The sequence below is a fragment of the Stenotrophomonas sp. genome, from assembly GCF_059505245.1.
The window spans coordinates 1-16,456 of the sequence record NZ_JCACKF010000021.1 but is presented as its reverse complement, the minus strand read 5'-3'; the positions used below and the strand labels follow the sequence as shown (position 1 = coordinate 16,456).

16 protein-coding genes are annotated in these 16,456 nt (G+C 67.9%); 10 read left to right on the top strand and 6 right to left on the bottom strand.

Features of this window, described 5'->3' with window-relative positions:
- Positions 1 to 59: 59 nt before the first annotated feature.
- From AC5JLE_RS09150 to AC5JLE_RS09130, 5 genes are all read left to right on the top strand, one after another.
- Complete coding sequence (locus AC5JLE_RS09150) at positions 60 to 938, top strand: ParB N-terminal domain-containing protein (protein ID WP_049419089.1); 879 nt, start codon at positions 60 to 62, stop codon at positions 936 to 938.
- A 118-nt stretch (positions 939 to 1,056) separates the two neighbouring features.
- Positions 1,057 to 2,343, top strand: coding sequence for a DUF445 domain-containing protein (locus tag AC5JLE_RS09145; RefSeq protein ID WP_049405926.1), 1,287 nt, complete (start codon positions 1,057 to 1,059; stop codon positions 2,341 to 2,343).
- A 246-nt stretch (positions 2,344 to 2,589) separates the two neighbouring features.
- Positions 2,590 to 2,904: a DUF3649 domain-containing protein gene (locus AC5JLE_RS09140; RefSeq protein ID WP_241884753.1), complete on the top strand. Its 315-nt coding sequence runs from the start codon at positions 2,590 to 2,592 to the stop codon at positions 2,902 to 2,904.
- Entirely contained in the window at positions 2,901 to 4,538 is a 1,638-nt protein-coding gene (locus AC5JLE_RS09135) for a PepSY-associated TM helix domain-containing protein (protein WP_032961598.1), read from the top strand. Before AC5JLE_RS09140 ends, AC5JLE_RS09135 begins: the two co-directional genes overlap by 4 nt.
- Entirely contained in the window at positions 4,535 to 4,864 is a 330-nt protein-coding gene (locus AC5JLE_RS09130) for a DUF3325 domain-containing protein (protein WP_046429772.1), read from the top strand. The genes AC5JLE_RS09135 and AC5JLE_RS09130 overlap by 4 nt, the downstream gene beginning before the upstream one ends.
- 120 nt (positions 4,865 to 4,984) lie before the next feature.
- On the opposite strand, the gene rlmKL is transcribed toward AC5JLE_RS09130, so the two are convergent.
- Entirely contained in the window at positions 4,985 to 7,123 is a 2,139-nt protein-coding gene (rlmKL, locus tag AC5JLE_RS09125) for a bifunctional 23S rRNA (guanine(2069)-N(7))-methyltransferase RlmK/23S rRNA (guanine(2445)-N(2))-methyltransferase RlmL (RefSeq protein WP_495233353.1), read from the bottom strand.
- A 145-nt stretch (positions 7,124 to 7,268) separates the two neighbouring features.
- The gene (locus AC5JLE_RS09120; RefSeq protein ID WP_032961606.1) at positions 7,269 to 7,796 is read right to left on the bottom strand and encodes an alpha/beta hydrolase; all 528 of its coding nucleotides are present in this window, start codon (positions 7,794 to 7,796) and stop codon (positions 7,269 to 7,271) included.
- A gap of 72 nt (positions 7,797 to 7,868) precedes the next feature.
- On the opposite strand from AC5JLE_RS09120, the gene AC5JLE_RS09115 reads away from it, so the two are divergent.
- Positions 7,869 to 8,435 (top strand): N-acetylmuramoyl-L-alanine amidase, encoded by a 567-nt coding sequence (locus AC5JLE_RS09115; protein WP_053495474.1) that lies wholly within the window; start codon positions 7,869 to 7,871, stop codon positions 8,433 to 8,435.
- 301 nt (positions 8,436 to 8,736) lie between these two features.
- On the opposite strand, the gene AC5JLE_RS09110 is transcribed toward AC5JLE_RS09115, so the two are convergent.
- The 3 genes from AC5JLE_RS09110 to AC5JLE_RS09100 all read right to left on the bottom strand — a co-directional run bounded on the left by AC5JLE_RS09110 (position 8,737) and on the right by AC5JLE_RS09100 (position 11,318).
- Positions 8,737 to 9,639, bottom strand: coding sequence for a sulfurtransferase (locus AC5JLE_RS09110; RefSeq protein WP_046429767.1), 903 nt, complete (start codon positions 9,637 to 9,639; stop codon positions 8,737 to 8,739).
- Complete coding sequence (locus AC5JLE_RS09105) at positions 9,636 to 10,439, bottom strand: CoA pyrophosphatase (RefSeq protein WP_053495261.1); 804 nt, start codon at positions 10,437 to 10,439, stop codon at positions 9,636 to 9,638. The genes AC5JLE_RS09110 and AC5JLE_RS09105 overlap by 4 nt, the downstream gene beginning before the upstream one ends.
- 177 nt (positions 10,440 to 10,616) lie before the next feature.
- Entirely contained in the window at positions 10,617 to 11,318 is a 702-nt protein-coding gene (locus tag AC5JLE_RS09100; RefSeq protein WP_005408797.1) for an FKBP-type peptidyl-prolyl cis-trans isomerase, read from the bottom strand.
- 167 nt (positions 11,319 to 11,485) lie between these two features.
- Between AC5JLE_RS09100 and AC5JLE_RS09095 the strand changes: the two genes are divergently transcribed.
- From AC5JLE_RS09095 to nth, 3 genes are read left to right on the top strand one after another with little or no spacing between them, the layout of a single operon-like run.
- The gene (locus AC5JLE_RS09095; protein ID WP_262217275.1) at positions 11,486 to 12,268 is read left to right on the top strand and encodes an enoyl-CoA hydratase-related protein; all 783 of its coding nucleotides are present in this window, start codon (positions 11,486 to 11,488) and stop codon (positions 12,266 to 12,268) included.
- Between the two features lie 4 nt (positions 12,269 to 12,272).
- Positions 12,273 to 12,626, top strand: coding sequence for a hypothetical protein (locus AC5JLE_RS09090; protein ID WP_049407490.1), 354 nt, complete (start codon positions 12,273 to 12,275; stop codon positions 12,624 to 12,626).
- Positions 12,626 to 13,318 carry an endonuclease III gene (nth, locus tag AC5JLE_RS09085; RefSeq protein WP_197562211.1) on the top strand — a complete coding sequence of 231 codons (693 nt, stop codon included), beginning with the start codon at positions 12,626 to 12,628 and terminating at the stop codon, positions 13,316 to 13,318. The genes AC5JLE_RS09090 and nth overlap by 1 nt, the downstream gene beginning before the upstream one ends.
- An 81-nt stretch (positions 13,319 to 13,399) precedes the next feature.
- Here the strand turns inward: nth and AC5JLE_RS09080 are convergent, their stop codons facing one another.
- On the bottom strand, positions 13,400 to 14,632 hold the full coding sequence (locus tag AC5JLE_RS09080; protein ID WP_014646541.1) for a porin: 1,233 nt from the start codon (positions 14,630 to 14,632) through the stop codon (positions 13,400 to 13,402).
- Positions 14,633 to 15,186: 554 nt separating this feature from the next.
- Here AC5JLE_RS09080 and pstS point away from each other — a divergent pair.
- Complete coding sequence (gene pstS, locus AC5JLE_RS09075; RefSeq protein ID WP_049405778.1) at positions 15,187 to 16,203, top strand: phosphate ABC transporter substrate-binding protein PstS; 1,017 nt, start codon at positions 15,187 to 15,189, stop codon at positions 16,201 to 16,203.
- Positions 16,204 to 16,456 lie beyond the last annotated feature (253 nt).

Genomic DNA, 16,456 nt, shown 5'->3' with positions numbered 1-16,456 from the left:
GGGCCGGTGGTGGCGAGCGGGTACAATGGGCGGTTCCGCTCCTGCTCGCTGCCGTGCCCATGGATATCGTCGTCAAAGAAGAACTCAAGGCCTACATCGACCCGCTGACCGCGGACGAACATGACGCGCTGGAGCGCAGCATCCTGGCCGAAGGCTGCCGCGATGCGCTGGTGTTGTGGGGGAATGTACTGGTCGATGGCCATAACCGTTTCGGCATCTGCCAGAAGCATGGCCTGCCCTTCAATACCGTGCAGAACACCCGCTTCCAGAGCATGGAAGACGTGCACCTGTGGATGATCGAACAGCATCTGGGCCGCCGCAGCGTGTCCGACTTCCAGCGCGGCGTGCTGGCGCTGCGCAAGCGCGACATCCTGGCCGCCCGCAAGCAGGTCGAGCAGGCGCAGCTGCAGCGCGAGAGCGATGGCACCGCCGACGTCGCCGATGAGACCAGTGAAGACAGCCCGCCGTGGGAACCGGCACCGAAGATCAGCCGCGCCGAGCTGGCGCGCGAAGCCAAGCTGAGCACCAGCCAGGTCGGCATGATCGAGCGCATCCACGCCCAGGCCGCCGCCGAGGTGGTGGAAGCGGTCAAGGCCGGCGTGATCTCGATCAGCGCCGCCGCAGCCGTGGCCGACCTGCCGGAAGAAGAGCAGCGCGCCGCCGCCGCCGGTGGCAAGGACGAGCTGAAGCAGGCCGCCAAGCGCGTGCGCGAGTCCAAGCGCAAGCCGCGCGCACCGAAGCCGGAAGCGGCCGAGATGGACTTCGAGGAACCGGACGAGGAGCAGATCGCCAGCCGCGACGCCGAGGTGCTGTCGGCGCTGGAACAACTGGGCGAGGATGCCCCGGCACTGCGCCGCCGCGTCGTCGCGCTGACCCGCGAGAACGACACCCTGCGCGCGCAGCTGGCTGCGTTGCGCAAGCAACTGGAAGCGCTCTGAACCAGCGGGTAGTGCCGGCCGCTGGCCGGCAACCCCATGAACGTTCCGCGTGCGTAGCGGATGCCGGCCAGCGGCCGGCACTACCAGATGCTCATGCCGTGCCGGTTAGACTTCCGGCATGACGCCTGCCCACGATCCGCGCCGCGCTCAGCTGCGACGCCTGAAAGCCCTCGCACTGGGCCTGCTGCTGTTGATGCTGGCCGGATTCGCGGTCAGCCACTGGCAGGGCGAACGCGGTATCTGGGCGTGGGTCTCGGCGTTCTGCGAGGCCGCAGCCGTGGGCGCACTGGCCGACTGGTTCGCCGTCGTCGCGCTGTTCCGGCGCCCGATGGGCCTGCCGATTCCGCACACTGCGATCATCCCGCGCAGCAAGGAACGCATCGGCGACAGCCTCGCCCTGTTCGTGCGTGACCAGTTCCTGGAACCGCAGGTGCTGCTGGCCAAGCTGCAGGTGTTCGATCCGGCCAGCCGCCTCGGCAGTTGGCTGGCAGACCCGGCGCGCTCGCGGATGCTGGCCGACATGGCACGCGGCTGGGCCCTGCAGGCACTGGACTTCTTCGACGAGACAGCGGTGCGCCGGCAGCTGCATGCGTTCGTGGTGCAGCAGCTGCGGCAGTGGAATGCCGCCGCCACCGCCGGTGAGCTGCTGGCCCTGCTGACCGCCGACGGGCGCCACCAGCGCGTGCTGGACGAGGGCCTGCAGCGGCTCGGCCGCTGGCTGGAACAGCCAGAAGTGAAGGAACGCGCCTCGCAGCTGATCGTGCGCTACATCCAGCGCGAATGGCCGACGCTGTCGAGCACGGTGAACTGGGTGAAGCCGATCGATGAGATCGGCGACAGCCTGGCCGAGCGCCTGGCGCGGGCGGTGCTGGAAGAACTGCAGCAGGTACTGGCCGAGCCGCAGCATCCGCTGCGCCAGGACTACGAGACCTGGCTGCAGAACTACGTGCAGCGCCTGCGCGAGGACCCGGCCCTGGCCGAGCGCATCGAACAGCTCAAGCAGGAAATGATCGACCACCCCGCCCTGCAGGACTATGTGCAAGGGCTGTGGGCGCGCATCCACGCCAGCCTGCGTGACGACCTGCAGCGCGAGGACTCGGCGCTGGTCGGACACCTGCAGCGCAGCCTCGCCTCACTGGGCGCCAGCCTGCAGGCCGACCCGGCCCTGCGCGAGGCCCTCAACCAGCACCTGCTGGAAGGTGCGCAACGCCTGACCGGCCGTCTGCGCGAGGGTGTGACCACGCATATCGCGCAGACCGTGAAGGGCTGGGACGAGCGGCATCTGGTCGAACAGCTGGAACTGAGCGTGGGCCGCGACCTGCAGTTCATCCGCTTCAACGGCACGCTGGTGGGTGGGCTGATCGGCCTGTTGCTGCATGCGGCGACAGTGGTGTTCAGGTTCTAGGCCTCGGTGCGCCCCCGGATCATCATGCTTGATTCATAAAATGCGAATGCCTATCATTTACTGATCGGTTTGTACGCTTAGCCAAGCGGGCGCGGAAGACGCGCCCATCGCCCGTGTACATCCCCGACCTCTGGATTGCCCGCCTGCGCGGGCAGTGCTTCGTCGATGGGACACGCTGGGCGACATGCGCAGGGCGCAAGGGGGCCGCGGACGCGTTCCATCCCCTCCCCTACCTGCAGGAACGCCGTGGACCGCTCGCCCGCAACCGCCAGCCCCCGCACCTTCTTCTCCAATCCACGCTGGGGCGTGCTGTCACGCTCGCTGGCCGCGATCTTCGGCGGCTACGCGCTGGCTTCGGCCACCAGCGTGTTCTGCGCGGTGGCGCTGCCCGGTGCGCGCGGCCAGACCGTGCTGACCGGCATGCTGCTGGCCATCCTGGTGGCCGCGTGCGCAGCGCTGTGGGCGTTCGCGACCCGCAGCGCGCTGCGCGCCTGGGTGGGCATCCTCGCGCCCGCGCTGCTGATGGCCACCATTGCGCGCCTGCTGGGGGCCTGGGCATGAAGAACGGGTTCCGCCAATCGATGGCCTGGCTGCACACCTGGACCGGCCTGCTGGTCGGCTGGTTGCTGCTGCTGATCTTCATGGCGGGCACCGCCAGCTACTATCGCGAGGAAATCAGCCGCTGGATGCGACCGGAACTTCCGTCCAGCCAGGTCAGCATCGATGTCGCCGCGCAGCGCGCCGTGGATTACCTGCAGGCCAATGCGGCGCAGGCCGGGAACTGGTTCGTCACCCTGCCGCAGCCGCGCAACCCGGCCATGCAGATGTTCTGGCGGTTGCCACCGGAGCTGGCCGATCCCAGTCGCGGCCGTCGCGGTGGCTTCGGCGAAGCCACGCTGGACCCGAATACCGGCCAGGCACTGAAGGCACGCGAAACGCGGGGCGGTGATTTCTTCTACCGCCTGCATTTCGACCTGCACTACATCCCGGTGCTGTGGGCGCGCTACCTGGTCGGCTTCTGCGCGATGTTCATGCTGGTGGCGATCATCACCGGCGTCATCACCCACAAGAAAATCTTCAAGGACTTCTTCACCTTCCGCAAGGACAAGGGCCTGCGTTCCTGGCTTGATTTCCACAACGTCAGCGCGGTGATGGCCCTGCCCTACCACGCGATGATCACCTACACCGGCATCGTCACCCTGATGATCATGTACCTGCCGTGGGGGGTGAAAGTCGCCTACCCGCAGGACGAAGACAAGTTCTTCAGCGAAGCCTTCGGCGGCATGCCGGAGGTGACCGCGCCGGCCGAAGGACGCGCCACGCCGCTGCCGATCGCGCAGCTGCTGGACAGCGCACGTGCGCACTGGCACGGTGTGGAAGTGGCCGGCTTCACCGTGTCCAACCCGGGGGCGGCCAATGCGGTGATCGACATCCGCCAACGCGACGGCAAGCGCCTGTCCACCGACACTCCCGCCGTTCGCTACAACATGGTCAACGGCACGTTGCTGGAAGAGACGCCTCCATCCGGCGGCGCTACCGCCACCCGTGGCGTGCTGTACGGCCTGCACCTGGCGCGCTTCGCCGATTGGGGCCTGCGTGCACTGTTCTTCCTGTCCGGCCTGGTCGGCTGCCTGATGGTGGCCAGCGGCGTGGTGCTGTGGGCGGTGAAGGAACGGCCGAAGCATGCCAAGAGTGGGCGCACCGGCTTCGGCCTGCGCCTGGTCGATGCGCTGAACATCGGCACCGTGGCCGGCCTGCCGATCGCTTTCGCGGCCTACTTCTGGGGCAACCGCCTGCTGCCGCTGGACATCGCCGAGCGCGCGAGTGCGGAGGCCAACGTGTTCTTCTACGCCTGGGGCGGCGCGCTGCTGGCCGCCTTCATCTGGCCGAAGCGGATGATGTGGGCGTGGCAGCTGTACCTGGGTGCGGCTGCGTTCGCGCTGGTACCGGTGGTCAACGCGCTGACCACGCACGCGCATCTTGGCATCACATTGCGCAGCGGTGACTGGGTACTGGCTGGCGTCGATCTGTCGATGATCGCGTTCGGTGCGATGCTGGCGCTGTGCGGCTGGCGCATGCAGCGCTGGACGCCACCGCTGAGCGCGGCCGAGAAGAAGAAGCGCGCCGCCGCCGCAGCAGCACCCAGGGCCCCGGTGGACGCTGCGGAAACCGCCGAAGCGGAGGCCAGCGCATGATGCTGCTGGCACTGGCCCTGTCGTTCTCCGCGTTCACCGCGTTGTCGCTGGCGATGGAAAAGCACCAGCACGACCTGCACGGCAGCGCCGCAGCCACGCCCGCACGGCGCACCCAGTGGCGCGTGCTGGGCTGGGCCCTGCTGACGGTGGCGTTCGCGCTGTGCGTGATCGACCACGGCTGGGCGATGGGCCCGGTGCTGTGGCTGGGCACGATGACACTGGGCGGTCTGGCGCTGTCGTTCGGGCTGTACCCGTACCGGCCGAAGTGGATCGCGGCGTTGGCGATCGTGCTGCCGGTGCTGGGGCTGGTGGTGGCGGTGCTGTAGCCGGGCCACCGGGGTCGGATCCCTTTCGCGAAGCGCAAGGGCTCTGACCCCTGGTGCGTAGATCCGGATGGGGTCAGAGCCCCTGCGCTTCGCGCAGGGGATCCGAGCCCGGGCGTCGCGTTACCCCAACCGCTTCAATTCCCACGCGCGGTGGATGCGCGCGTTGCGCTCGAAGTCCGGGCCGATGGTGCGCGCGGTGATCTCGCGGCACTGGGCGAATTCGGCGATGGCGTTCTCTTCCAGCTTGAAGCGGCGGAAATTGTTGGAGAAGTACAGCACGCCGCCCGGCGACAGCCGCGCCACGGCTGCACGCAGCAGCTTGATCTGCTCGCGCTGCACGTCGAAGTCATCGGCGCGCGCGGAGTTGGAGAAGGTCGGCGGGTCACAGAAGATCACGTCGTACTGGCCACGGTCGCCCTCCAGCCACGCCATCGCGTCGGCCTGCACCAGCAGGTGCTGGTTGCCGCCCTGCCCGTTCAACGCCAGGTTGTCGTAGCACCACTGCAGGTAGGTCGCCGACAGATCGACGCTGGTGGTGCTGGCGGCACCGGCCACCGCCGCCTGCACGCTGGCCACGCCGGTGTAGCAGAACAGGTTGAGGAAGCGCTTGCCACGTACCTGCTCGGCCATCATCCGGCGCAGCGGGCGGTGGTCGAGGAACAGGCCGGTGTCCAGGTAGTCGAACAGATTCACCTGCAGCAGTGCATTGTTCTCGCGCACCACGATGAATTCGTCACGCTGCTCGAAGCGGCCGTACTTGCTGCCGCCCTTGCCGCGCTCGCGCGACTTCATCGAGACCTGCTCGGGCGGCACGCCGAACACTTCGCGCGCAGCGGCCAGCAGCTCGTTGCGGCGGCGGCGCACGTCGTTCTCGGGAATGGCAGCCGGTGCGGCGTATTCCTGCACGTGCAGGAAGGTACGGCGCTTGCCGCCGTCTTCCTCGTAGACGTCGATGGCGGCCGCGTACTCCGGCAGGTCGGCGTCATAGGCGCGGAAGCAGGTGATGTCTTCGCGGGCACGCCAGCTCTTGAACTTCTTCAGGTTCTTGCGCAGGCGGTTGGCCACCATCTGCGCGCCTTCGCTCAGCTCGCGCGGCTGTGCCGGATCACGGCCCGGCACGGCGATCGGGTCGCAGACGATCAGCGCACACTCCAGCGCACCATTGAACATCTGGTACTTCTTGCCGGCGCGCAGGCCGGTGGCGAAGGCCAGTTCGTCGTTGCCGCACAGCAGGCTGGCGCGCCACTGCGGCACCGCCTTCTGCAGGGCGTTGCCCAGCGCGCGGTACAGCGCCGGATCGGCGGCCAGGCGTTCGTCGTACGGCGGGTTGCAGACCACCGCACCGATCTCCTGTTCCGGCGCGGCCAGGTCGGCCACGTCGGCGCGGGTGAAGCGGATCGCGTGGGCGACGCCCGCGACCTCGGCGTTCTCGCGTGCCGCCTGGATCGCGGTCGGATCGATGTCGCTGCCGTGGATGACTGGCTTCAGCGCGGCCAGGCCGGCCGCTTCACGCTCACGTGCTTCGCTCTGGATGGACTTCCAGGCGGCCTTGTCGAAGCCCAGCCAGCGGCTCGGCGGCAGGCTGCCATGCCGCATCAGGCCGGGAGCGACGTCGGCGGCCATCAGCGCACCTTCGATCAGCAGGGTACCGCTGCCGCACATCGGATCCAGCAGGCCACCACCGGCAGCGTGCAGGCGCGGCCATTGCGCGCGCAGCAGCAGCGCGGCGGCCAGGTTTTCCTTCAGCGGTGCCTCGTGGGCAGCACCACGCCAGCCACGGCGATGCAGCGGGCCGCCGCCGAGATCGATCGACAACGAGGCACGGCCCTTGCGCAGCGACAGGTTGACGCGCACGTCGGGCAGATCGGTGTTGACCGAGGGGCGTTCCAGGCCTTCATCGCGCATGCGGTCGACGATGGCGTCCTTGATCCGCTGCGCGGCGAAGCGGGCGTGGGTGATCTTGTCGCCGGACACGTGCGCGTCCACCGCCAGGGTCATCTCCGGCGTGATGTGCTCGTGCCACGGCAGCGCACGCACGCCGTCATACAGGGCCTGCTCATCCGGGCACTCGAACTCGTCGATGGGCCACAGCACGCGGCTGGCCAGGCGCGACCACATCACGATCCGCAGCGCCTGCGCCAGTTCGCCCTCGGCGTTGACGCCGGCAATGGTGGCAGTGGCCTTGCCAAGGCCCAGGGCCGACAGTTCATCGGCAAGCAGGTATTCCAGGCCCTTGGCGCAGGAGACGAAGAATTTCACGGGATCGGTTCGCAGGTGGTCGGGCGCGGCACAGGGGCCGGGCCGGTCGGAAAGGAGGGCCGTAGGCACGGCCGGCAGGCCCGCGCCGGGGGCGGCGGGGCTGCCATTGTAGTCAATGTGGGCGGGCGCGCCGTGCGCCCGGGCTTCACAGTTGCCGCAGCAAGCGTTCGAAGGCCTGCGCGGAAGCCTCCACGTGGCGCTCGAGGCGGTGGCCGTCGTCGACCAGCAGCAGCTGCGCCGAGCGCGCCTGCGCCCACGCGATCACTCCCGCTGCTGGCACCACGTCGTCATGCCAGGCCTGGACCACGGTGGTCGGCACGGCGGCGGCGTCCAGCGCCGGCATCGGGCCCATCGTGGTCGGCGGCACCATCAGGAACAGGCCGGCCACCGGTACCTGCAACGAGGCGATGGCGGAGATGTAGGCGCCCAGGCTGGAACCGGCCAGCACCACCGGCCCCTGCCGGGCCGCGATGGCGGCGCGCTCGACCAGGCGGCGCAGGCGGGTCGGCACGTCGCCTACCCGGCTGACCTCGCTCATCGCGTCCAGGTCGGTGTAGTCCGGGCGCTCATGGGTCCAGCCCAGGCGCTGCGCCACGTCGGCCAGCGCGGTGACCTTGGTCGCTTCCGGGCCGCTCTCGAAGCCATGCGACAGGATGCAGTGGCCGCGGCTCATGCACGTGCTCCGTGCGAGCGGGCCAACGAGGAAAGAGAAGGCAGGTTCATGCCGCAATGCTAGCATCGCCGGATGCCCAACCCGCTCCTGCCCGGCCTGCAGCTGCAGCCCCTGCCCTACGAAGACCGTCTGCCGCTGCGCGACCCGGCCACGCTGGAGATGGTGGTGATCCACTGCACCGAACTGCCCGATCTGGCGATGGCCCGCGAGTACGGCGAGCGTGTGCTGTACGACAGCGGTGCCGGCAACAGCGGGCACTTCTACATCGACCGCGATGGCAGCGTGGTGCAGTACGTGGCACCGGAACGCGTGGCCCACCACGTGCGCGGCATGAACGCGCATACGCTGGGCATCGAGCTGGTCAATACCGGGCGCTATCCGGACTGGTTCGACAGCCGCCACCAGGCGATGGACGAGGCCTACACCGAGGCACAGCTGCAGGCGCTGGAACAGCTGCTGCTGGCGCTGGTGGCGCACTACCCGTCGCTGCGACGGATTGCCGGGCATGACCAGCTGGACCTGGAACGGGTGCCGGCCAGCGACGATGCGACGTTGACGGTGGCGCGCAAGCGCGATCCGGGGCCGCTGTTCCCGTGGGCGCGGGTGCTGGCGAAGGTGCCGTTGCAGCCGGTTGGGTAAGCGGCAGGGCTGCGCCCTGCACCCGCAGAGGCAACGGCAACGTCAAGAGTTGGCATTCCGAGGGATGGCGGGGGGCTCCGGTTGCGGGGGCCGCTGCAAGTACGTCCATGTAAGCTCGGTCGCCGCATCCATGCGGCTCACGCCCCCGCAACCGGCCCCACCCCGCCTTCGACAGTTCTCCGCGATCCTTCGAATCGACACGGGGTCGGATCCCGTTGCTACGCAACGGGCTCTGACCCGATTTTCGGTTGATGGGGTCAGAACCGTTCTCCGTTGGAAAACGGATCCGACCCCGCGCGGCTCAGGCGCCGGTCGCCACCGGGCGGCTGCTGTCGCTGACCCACCCGCTCCAGGAGTCGGCGTAGATGCGCGCGCCGGACAGGCCCGCCGTTTCCATCGCCAGCAGCAGATGGCAGGCGGTCACGCCGGAGCCGCACATCAGCACCACCTGCTGCGGATCGCGGTTGCCGATCACGCCCTGCAGTTCGGCGCGCAGCGCCTGTGGGTCGCGCAGGTGGCCATCGAGTACGTTCAAGGCGAACGGGCGGTTGACCGCGCCCGGCACGTGGCCGGCGACCGGGTCCAGCGGCTCGACGTCACCGCGGAAGCGCTCACCCGCGCGCGCGTCGACCAACCAGCCCGGCGCGTGCTTCAGCCGTGCGCTGATTTCATCGGCGTTGGCGATCTGGGTGGTGTCGAAACGGCCCGGGTAGGCAGGTAACGCCGTCACTTCAGTCGGCCCGCTCGCCAGCGCGTGACCGGCGGCCTGCCAGGCGGCAATACCGCCGTCGAGCACGGCCACCCGGGTGTGCCCGATCAGCCGCAGCAGCCACCACAGGCGCGAGGCGGCCATGCTGCCGTCGCTGCCGTCGTAGACCACCACCTGGGTTTCGGGACCGATGCCCCACGTACCGAGCTTCGCGGCGAACGCATCGCTGTCCGGCAGCGGGTGCCGGCCATGGCCGCTTCGGGTCAGATCCGACAGATCACGGTTGAGATCGGCATGCACCGCAGTCGGTATGTGCCCTGCCAGATACTGGCCGCCCGCCGCCTGCGGATCGGCCAGCGAAGCACGCGCATCGACCACGCGCACGGCGGTGCTGGCGGTGGCACGCGCGTCGACGACGCGCACGCCTGCGCCCAGCGCAGCGGCAAGGGTGGTGACATCGACCAGGGTGGTCCACGGCGGATCGATCGGCTTCATTGCACTTGCTCCAGGCGACGACGCAGGTTGTAGAGAATGGCGGCGGTCGCGCCCCAGATGCGCTGGCCCGGCCAGCCATACTCCAGGACGTGGCGGACCCGGCCGCGATGAGTGATTTCGACCTGGCGCAGGCTGTCGGGCGCCATCAGATAATCCAGCGGCACCTCGAACACTTCGGCCACTTCGCTGGGCTGCGGCACCGGCACGAAATCCGGGTCGACCACCGCCACCACCGGCGTGACCCGGTAGCCGGTGATGGTGACGAAGGGATCGAGATACCCCAGCGCCTGCACCTGGCCGGGCGCCAATGCGATTTCTTCCTGGCTCTCGCGCAGCGCGGCCGCCAATGCGTCGCGGTCATCGGGTTCGGTGCGGCCGCCGGGGAATCCGACCTGGCCCCCGTGCGTGCGCAGGGTTTCGGTGCGGCGGGTCAGGATCACCTGTGCGCCGTTGGCGCGCGGGACGATGCCGGCCAGCACCGCAGCCTCCACCGGAGGCCCGGGCGGCAGCAGGTCGATCAGCTCACTGCGGTTCCAGCCGTCGCCGGCCGGCGGTTGGGCCAAGGGGTGCAGCGCGCGCATCAGTCGCTCGTGGTCGGCCAGCGAGCCACGCAGCGATTGCTGCAGTTGTTCGCGCAGGGGCTGCACGCGGTGCAGGATGCGGCTGCGTTCCTCGTTGCTCATCGACGACCACCGCGCGATCTCATCGATATGCCGCGCGCAGCCGGTGCATTGCCGGTGCGGATCCAGCGTGCACACTCCGATGCAGGGACTTGCGACAACACGCGCCGTTTCTTCCATTGTTTGCACCCGGCAACAGTAGCGCGATCGGGCTGAATTTGCGCGGGTGGCCCGGCCCAACGGTAGAGTCGACTGTCAGTCGACGCTCGCGCGCAGCGCGGGCGTTTCACCGCCAGGGGCTGCACAAACAGAAACGCGCCGGTGGGATCACCGGCGCGTTTCGTTTGCTGTTTCGATTTACTTGACGCTGACCAGCTTGATCTCGAACTGCACAGCCACGTTCGGCGGGAACGGGGTGCGCGGGTCGGCACCGTAGGCCTGGTCCGGCGGCAGGGTGACTTCCCACTTCGAGCCGGCCGGCATCTGCAGCAGGGTCTCGCGCATGGCCTTCATTTCAACTTCGCTGACCTTGATCGACGGGATCTGCTGGGCCGGGCGGGCTTCGGTCGGGCGCTGGCCGTACGGGAACGGACCGGCCACTTCCAGCTGCACGGTGCTGGCCTGGGTCGGCTTGGCGCCCTTGCCGGCTTCGATCACGCGGTACTGGACGCCGCTCGGCAGGGACTGCACGCCGGCCTTGGCCTTGTTCGCCGCGATGAACTGATCGCTCTTGGTCTTGTTTTCGGCAGCCGCCTTTTCGTACTCGGCCTTGGCAGCCTGGGCACGGCCCTGCTCGCGCTTCTGGAACGCTTCAACGGCCGGCTTCAGCTGCTCGGCGGTGATCGCCGGCTGCTTCTTGGCGTAGGCATCCTGCAGGCCCTTCACCACCGAGTTGATGTCCAGCTGCTCACCGCGACCGGTCAGCTCCGCCAGGTTGTTGCCGTAGTCGTAACCGAAGTAATAACTCAGCTTGCCCTTCTCGGACGAGACGTCCTGGGCGAAGGCATTGCCCGTCAGGGCCAGGGCCGCGACGGCGACCGCGATAGAACGCAACTTCATCAAACAGTTCTCCAGGGGTGGTAACTCAGGGACGTTCTTCGCCGCCCTGAGGCGACGGGTTAGGATAACGGGCGCAACGTGTAACCGCTACTCACGATGCAGGCTATGACCCGTCTGCGTTTGCAGAGTTCAATATCACTTTTTTTTAACGTTCCAGGAGTTTCCCCGTGGCCGATGCCCTGATCGCTGTTGCCGACGAAGGCGCCATCCGCACCGTGACCGTCCAGCGCCCGGACAAGCTCAATGCCCTGAACGCCGCGACCCTGCAGGCGCTGGCCGATGCCTTCAGGGACGCCGCTGCCGATCCGGAGGTGCGCGTGGTGGTGTTGACCGGGGCGGGCCCGAAGGCCTTCGTAGCCGGTGCCGACATCGCGGAAATGAACACCCTCAGCGCCGTTCAGGGACGTGATTTCTCGCTGCTGGGCCAGGCCCTGATGCGCCAGATCGAACGCATGCCCAAGCCGGTCATCGCACGCGTGAACGGTTTCGCGCTGGGCGGCGGGCTTGAGTTGGCGATGGCGTGCCACCTGCGCATCGCCGCCGATACCGCCAAGGTCGGCCAACCGGAAATCAATCTCGGCCTGATTCCCGGCTTCGGCGGCAGCCAGCGCCTGCTGCGCCTGTGTGGCCGCGCCGCCACCCTGGAGCTGTGCCTGCTGGGGGCGCCGATCAACGCCGCGCGTGCGCTGGAACTGGGCATCGTCAACGAAGTCGTGCCGGCCGACGCGCTGGACAACCGCGTGCAGGACGTCGCCCGCCAGCTGGCACGCTCAGCACCGCTGGCCCTGCGTGGCCTGCTCGACGCGGTGCACGTGGGCGGCGAATGCAGCCTGGAGGCCGGGCTGGAATACGAAAGTGCGCAGTTCGGCCTGCTGTTCGCCACCGAGGACATGCGTGAAGGCACCAATGCCTTCCTGCAGCGCCGCCCGCCGGCCTTCCAGAACCGCTGACGCCATGGCATCCCGACCCAACCCCGCGCAGCTGTTCGCCCGGGTCCAGGCAGGCGATCTCGATGGCGCCCTGCAGGCGGGGCTGATGGACTACGTCGCCCGTGCCGGCGACGAACAGCTGCTGCCTGGCCACCCGGACCTTCCGCAGCGGCTGCAGCAGGCGCAGCAGCAACTGCGTACGGCCTGGGCCGCACGCGAACGCTATCGCGCCCGCGCGGTGCGCCTGGCCCGCCGCGAAGCCGAGCGCGATGCACGTCGCACCCCGCCCCCGGCACCGGACGTGAAGCCCCCCCTGCCCGCCGCGGCGGCCGCGATTCTCGCCCGGGCCAAGGCCCGCGTCACCGGCAAGGAGCCGTAATGGCCACCGCGAAGAAGACTGCCCACGCACCGGCGCGGCGCGGCGGCCGCATGCCGCGCGCCGACGTGGTGGAAATGTTCACCCGCCTGCGCGAGCTCAATCCGCACCCGAAGACCGAGCTTGAGTACAGCTCGCCGTTCGAACTGCTGGTGGCCGTGGCGCTGTCCGCCCAGGCCACCGACGTCGGCGTCAACAAGGCCACCCGCCGCCTGTTCCCGGTCGCCAACACGCCGGCGAAGATCCTCGCGCTCGGTGAGGATGGCCTGAAGCCGTACATCGCCACCATCGGGCTGTTCAACGCCAAGGCGAAGAACGTGATCGCCACCTGCGCGATCCTGCTGCAGAAGTACGGCGGCGAAGTGCCGCGCGACCGCGAAGCGCTGGAAGCGCTGCCCGGTGTGGGCCGCAAGACCGCCAACGTGGTGCTCAACACCGCCTTCGGCGAGCCGGTGATGGCGGTGGATACGCATATCTTCCGCGTCTCCAACCGTACCGGCCTGGCCCCCGGCAAGAACGTGCGCGAAGTGGAGGACACGCTGGTGAAGGTGATTCCGGCCGAGTTCCTGCTCGACGCGCACCATTGGCTGATCCTGCATGGCCGCTACGTGTGCAAGGCGCGCAAGCCGGATTGCCCGGGCTGCGTGATCGCCGACCTGTGCCGGTTCAAGGAAAAGACCACAGCCGAGACGTGACGCGGATCGTGTTGTGACGAAACGAAGACGGCGGGCACCAGGCCCGCCGTCCGCGTGTATGGACAAGGGTGCTTCAGGAGATCAGAACGACAGGTCGCCCCAGACGCCGAATTCCTTGGTCTTGTCGTTCTTCTTGTCGCTGGCGTTGGCCAGGTGCGTGTACTTGTACACGGTCGACAGCTTGAGGTTCTTCATGACCGGGAACTCGACGCCGACGTTCCAGTACTTGTCGCTCAGGGTCGGGTCCAGGGTCTTGCTGACGTCGGTGTCATCGTAACGACCGAACACGTTGATGCCGCCGTCGGTCACGCGCACGCTGCCCCACACCGACCAGCCACTGGTCTTGTCGGTGGCAACGGTCAGCACGTTGTTGAGGTTCTTGGCCTGGAAGTACTCGCCGCCGACGCGGAAGTTGCTGTCGGCGTAGGCCACCATCGCGTTGGCGCGGGTGTAGGTGTTCTCGGCGCTCTGGATGTCGGTTTCCTTGCCCAGCTTGCCGCTGTAGCCGCCGACGGCGACCACGAAGTTCTCGTTCGGGGTGTAGGCCACGCGGCCTTCCACGTCCATGCCCTTGCTGCGGGTCGGGTTCTTGTAGCCGGCGCCGGACACGACCGAGACGGCGTAGTTGAAGTTGTTGCCCAGGTTGCCGAAGCCATGCAGGCCCCAGTCGGACGAGTTGCCGTACTTCAGGCGGTCGGTCAGGGTGTTCTCGACATAGCGCATGCCGTAGAACTTCTCGACGTACGGGATCCACGGCATGTCGGCGGCACCGACGCGCAGGTTGAAGGCCGGGTCGAAGCTGCCCTGCACGTAGGCCTTCTTGACGAACAGTTCGGTGTTGCCGATGGCCGAGCTGTACTGGAAGTCGGTGGTCAGGTTGGCCGACCAGATGTCGTTGAACTTGTGGTCGACGGTCAGGTAGAAGCGCTTGACGTCCAGGCCGGTGCCGCTGGCGGCGGTGTCCTTGCCGTTGCTGGTCTTGTCGATGTTGGTCAGGTCGAAGAACATGCGACCGCCAATCTTGTTGTCATTGACCAGCTTGGCCAGCTTGTCGACGCTGGTCTGGGTCTTCTGCGCACCTTCCAGGGCCTGCGCCTGGGTGATGTTCACTTCGGACTGCGCGTCGGACTGCGCCTGCAGCGCCTGCGAATCGTTCTGCAACTGCTGGACCTGGGCCTGCAGCGCAGCGATCTGTGCCTGCAGCTGCTGCAACTGTGCCTGGGACACGCCCGAGCTGGCGGGGGCTGCGAAGGCGTCGGCGGAAACCAGACCGAGGCTTGCAACGACCGCGGCGGCGAGCAAATGGGAACGCATTTTGGATTTCTCCAGAGGGTTGGAATGGCTTGGGCAGAACGCCACGCCGGCAGGCCGGTCAAGCGTTTTGCGAACGTTCCGTTAAAACCATGACAGCCGAATGACAGATTGAGCACCAACCACAGATTTCTTCGTGCGGTCATGCGTACGACTCATTTGCGCGCACATGCTTATCGATCCCTTGCGCCCCATGGCGTGCTGTATCGGCACCGACACGCGGGCAAGCCGCCGGGTCACCCTGGTCCGCACCGCCCGGCTTCGCGCGGATGACGCGGAATCCCTGCGCAACGCCAGGCGCAGACCGCGCGAAGGGAGGCAGCCGTCACCTCATCGGCCACCTATGCAAGGTGACCGCAACCGGCGCCGGCGCACCTCCCTTGTGCCCGCACGACCGCCTCAGCCGCTGCGCGAAACCTTCACGGCCCGCGCTGCGCAAGCGTCAGCCAGCGCTGTAACGGATGCGTCATACAACGGTCCCCGCGCTGTCATCGAACCGTTATGGAATGTGCGCCGGGCGGGTAACCCCGCATTCCAATCAACCCAGGAGCCACCCCGTGATCCACGCCTTCAAGTCGCGCGTTGCCGTTGCCGTCTTCGCAGCGTCGTCCGTGTTCGCCGCCAACGCCGCTGAAATCACCGGCGCGGGCGCCTCGTTCATCTACCCGGTGATGTCGAAGTGGTCGGCCGACTACAACGCTGCCACCAGCAACAAGGTCAACTACCAGTCGATCGGTTCCGGCGGCGGCATTGCGCAGATCAAGGCCAAGACCGTTGATTTCGGCTCTTCCGATGCACCGCTGAAGCCGGAAGAACTGGCCGCCTCGGGCCTGGCCCAGTTCCCGTCGGTGATCGGCGGCGTGGTGCCGGTGGTCAACGTGGCCGGCATTGGCCCGGGCGCACTCAAGCTGGACGGCACCGTGCTGGCCAACATCTTCCTGGGCAAGATCAAGACCTGGAACGACCCGGCCATCGCCGCGCTGAACCCGGGCGTGACCCTGCCGAGCGCCAAGATCACCGTCGTGCACCGCTCGGATGGTTCGGGCACCACCTTCAACTTCGTCAACTACCTGTCCAAGGTCAGCCCGGAGTGGAAGAGCTCGGTCGGTGAAGGCACCTCGGTCCAGTGGCCGGCCGGCATCGGCGGCAAGGGCAACGAAGGCGTTGCTGCCTACGTGAAGCAGATCAAGGGCGGCATCGGCTACGTCGAACTGTCCTACGCACTGCAGAACAAGCTGTCGTACACGGCGATGAAGAACGCTGCCGGCAGGTTCGTGCAGCCGAGCGATGCATCGTTCGCCGCCGCTGCCGCCAGCGCCGACTGGGCCAGCGCCAAGGACTTCTACCTGGTGATGACCAACGCCCCGGGCGCCGAGTCCTGGCCGATCACCGCCACCAACTTCATCCTGGTGCACAAGAAGCCGAAGAACGCTGCCAACGGCAAGGCCACCCAGGAGTTCTTCCGCTGGGTCTACAAGAGCGGCGACGCCCAGGCCCGCCAGCTGGACTACGTGCCGCTGCCGGACAGCCTGGTCCGCCAGATCGAGACCTACTGGTCGCAGAACCTGAAGTAAGCACGTTCCCCCGCAGGAACGGGGCCGGCGGGTCCTCTCTCCCCCGCCGGCCCCAACCGGGCGCGAGATCCTCGAGATCTCGCGCTCTTCTTGTTTTTTGGGGTTGGTCGTGAAGAGCGTTGCGCCTGCGCTGATCCATGGGGGAGTCGATGGGCCCGGGGGGGCAGGCCACCCCCGGAACCCCGCCGATGGGGCTGGGGCCCCGCCACCCGGCCGGGGACCGGGCAGCCCGCCCCGGCCCACCCCCACAGGC

What these genes read in the sequence shown, in the direction of transcription:
- AC5JLE_RS09105 (WP_053495261.1), bottom strand. Translation starts at nt 10,439, where the DNA reads ATGGAAGAAACGGCGCGTGTTGTCGCAAGTCCCTGCATCGGAGTGTGC.
- AC5JLE_RS09130 (WP_046429772.1), top strand. Translation starts at nt 4,535, where the DNA reads ATGATGCTGCTGGCACTGGCCCTGTCGTTCTCCGCGTTCACCGCGTTG.
- AC5JLE_RS09110 (WP_046429767.1), bottom strand. Translation starts at nt 9,639, where the DNA reads ATGAAGCCGATCGATCCGCCGTGGACCACCCTGGTCGATGTCACCACC.
- nth (WP_197562211.1), top strand. Translation starts at nt 12,626, where the DNA reads ATGGCCACCGCGAAGAAGACTGCCCACGCACCGGCGCGGCGCGGCGGC.
- AC5JLE_RS09090 (WP_049407490.1), top strand. Translation starts at nt 12,273, where the DNA reads ATGGCATCCCGACCCAACCCCGCGCAGCTGTTCGCCCGGGTCCAGGCA.
- AC5JLE_RS09145 (WP_049405926.1), top strand. Translation starts at nt 1,057, where the DNA reads ATGACGCCTGCCCACGATCCGCGCCGCGCTCAGCTGCGACGCCTGAAA.
- AC5JLE_RS09120 (WP_032961606.1), bottom strand. Translation starts at nt 7,796, where the DNA reads ATGAGCCGCGGCCACTGCATCCTGTCGCATGGCTTCGAGAGCGGCCCG.
- AC5JLE_RS09115 (WP_053495474.1), top strand. Translation starts at nt 7,869, where the DNA reads ATGCCCAACCCGCTCCTGCCCGGCCTGCAGCTGCAGCCCCTGCCCTAC.
- AC5JLE_RS09100 (WP_005408797.1), bottom strand. Translation starts at nt 11,318, where the DNA reads ATGAAGTTGCGTTCTATCGCGGTCGCCGTCGCGGCCCTGGCCCTGACG.
- AC5JLE_RS09135 (WP_032961598.1), top strand. Translation starts at nt 2,901, where the DNA reads ATGAAGAACGGGTTCCGCCAATCGATGGCCTGGCTGCACACCTGGACC.
- AC5JLE_RS09150 (WP_049419089.1), top strand. Translation starts at nt 60, where the DNA reads ATGGATATCGTCGTCAAAGAAGAACTCAAGGCCTACATCGACCCGCTG.
- AC5JLE_RS09080 (WP_014646541.1), bottom strand. Translation starts at nt 14,632, where the DNA reads ATGCGTTCCCATTTGCTCGCCGCCGCGGTCGTTGCAAGCCTCGGTCTG.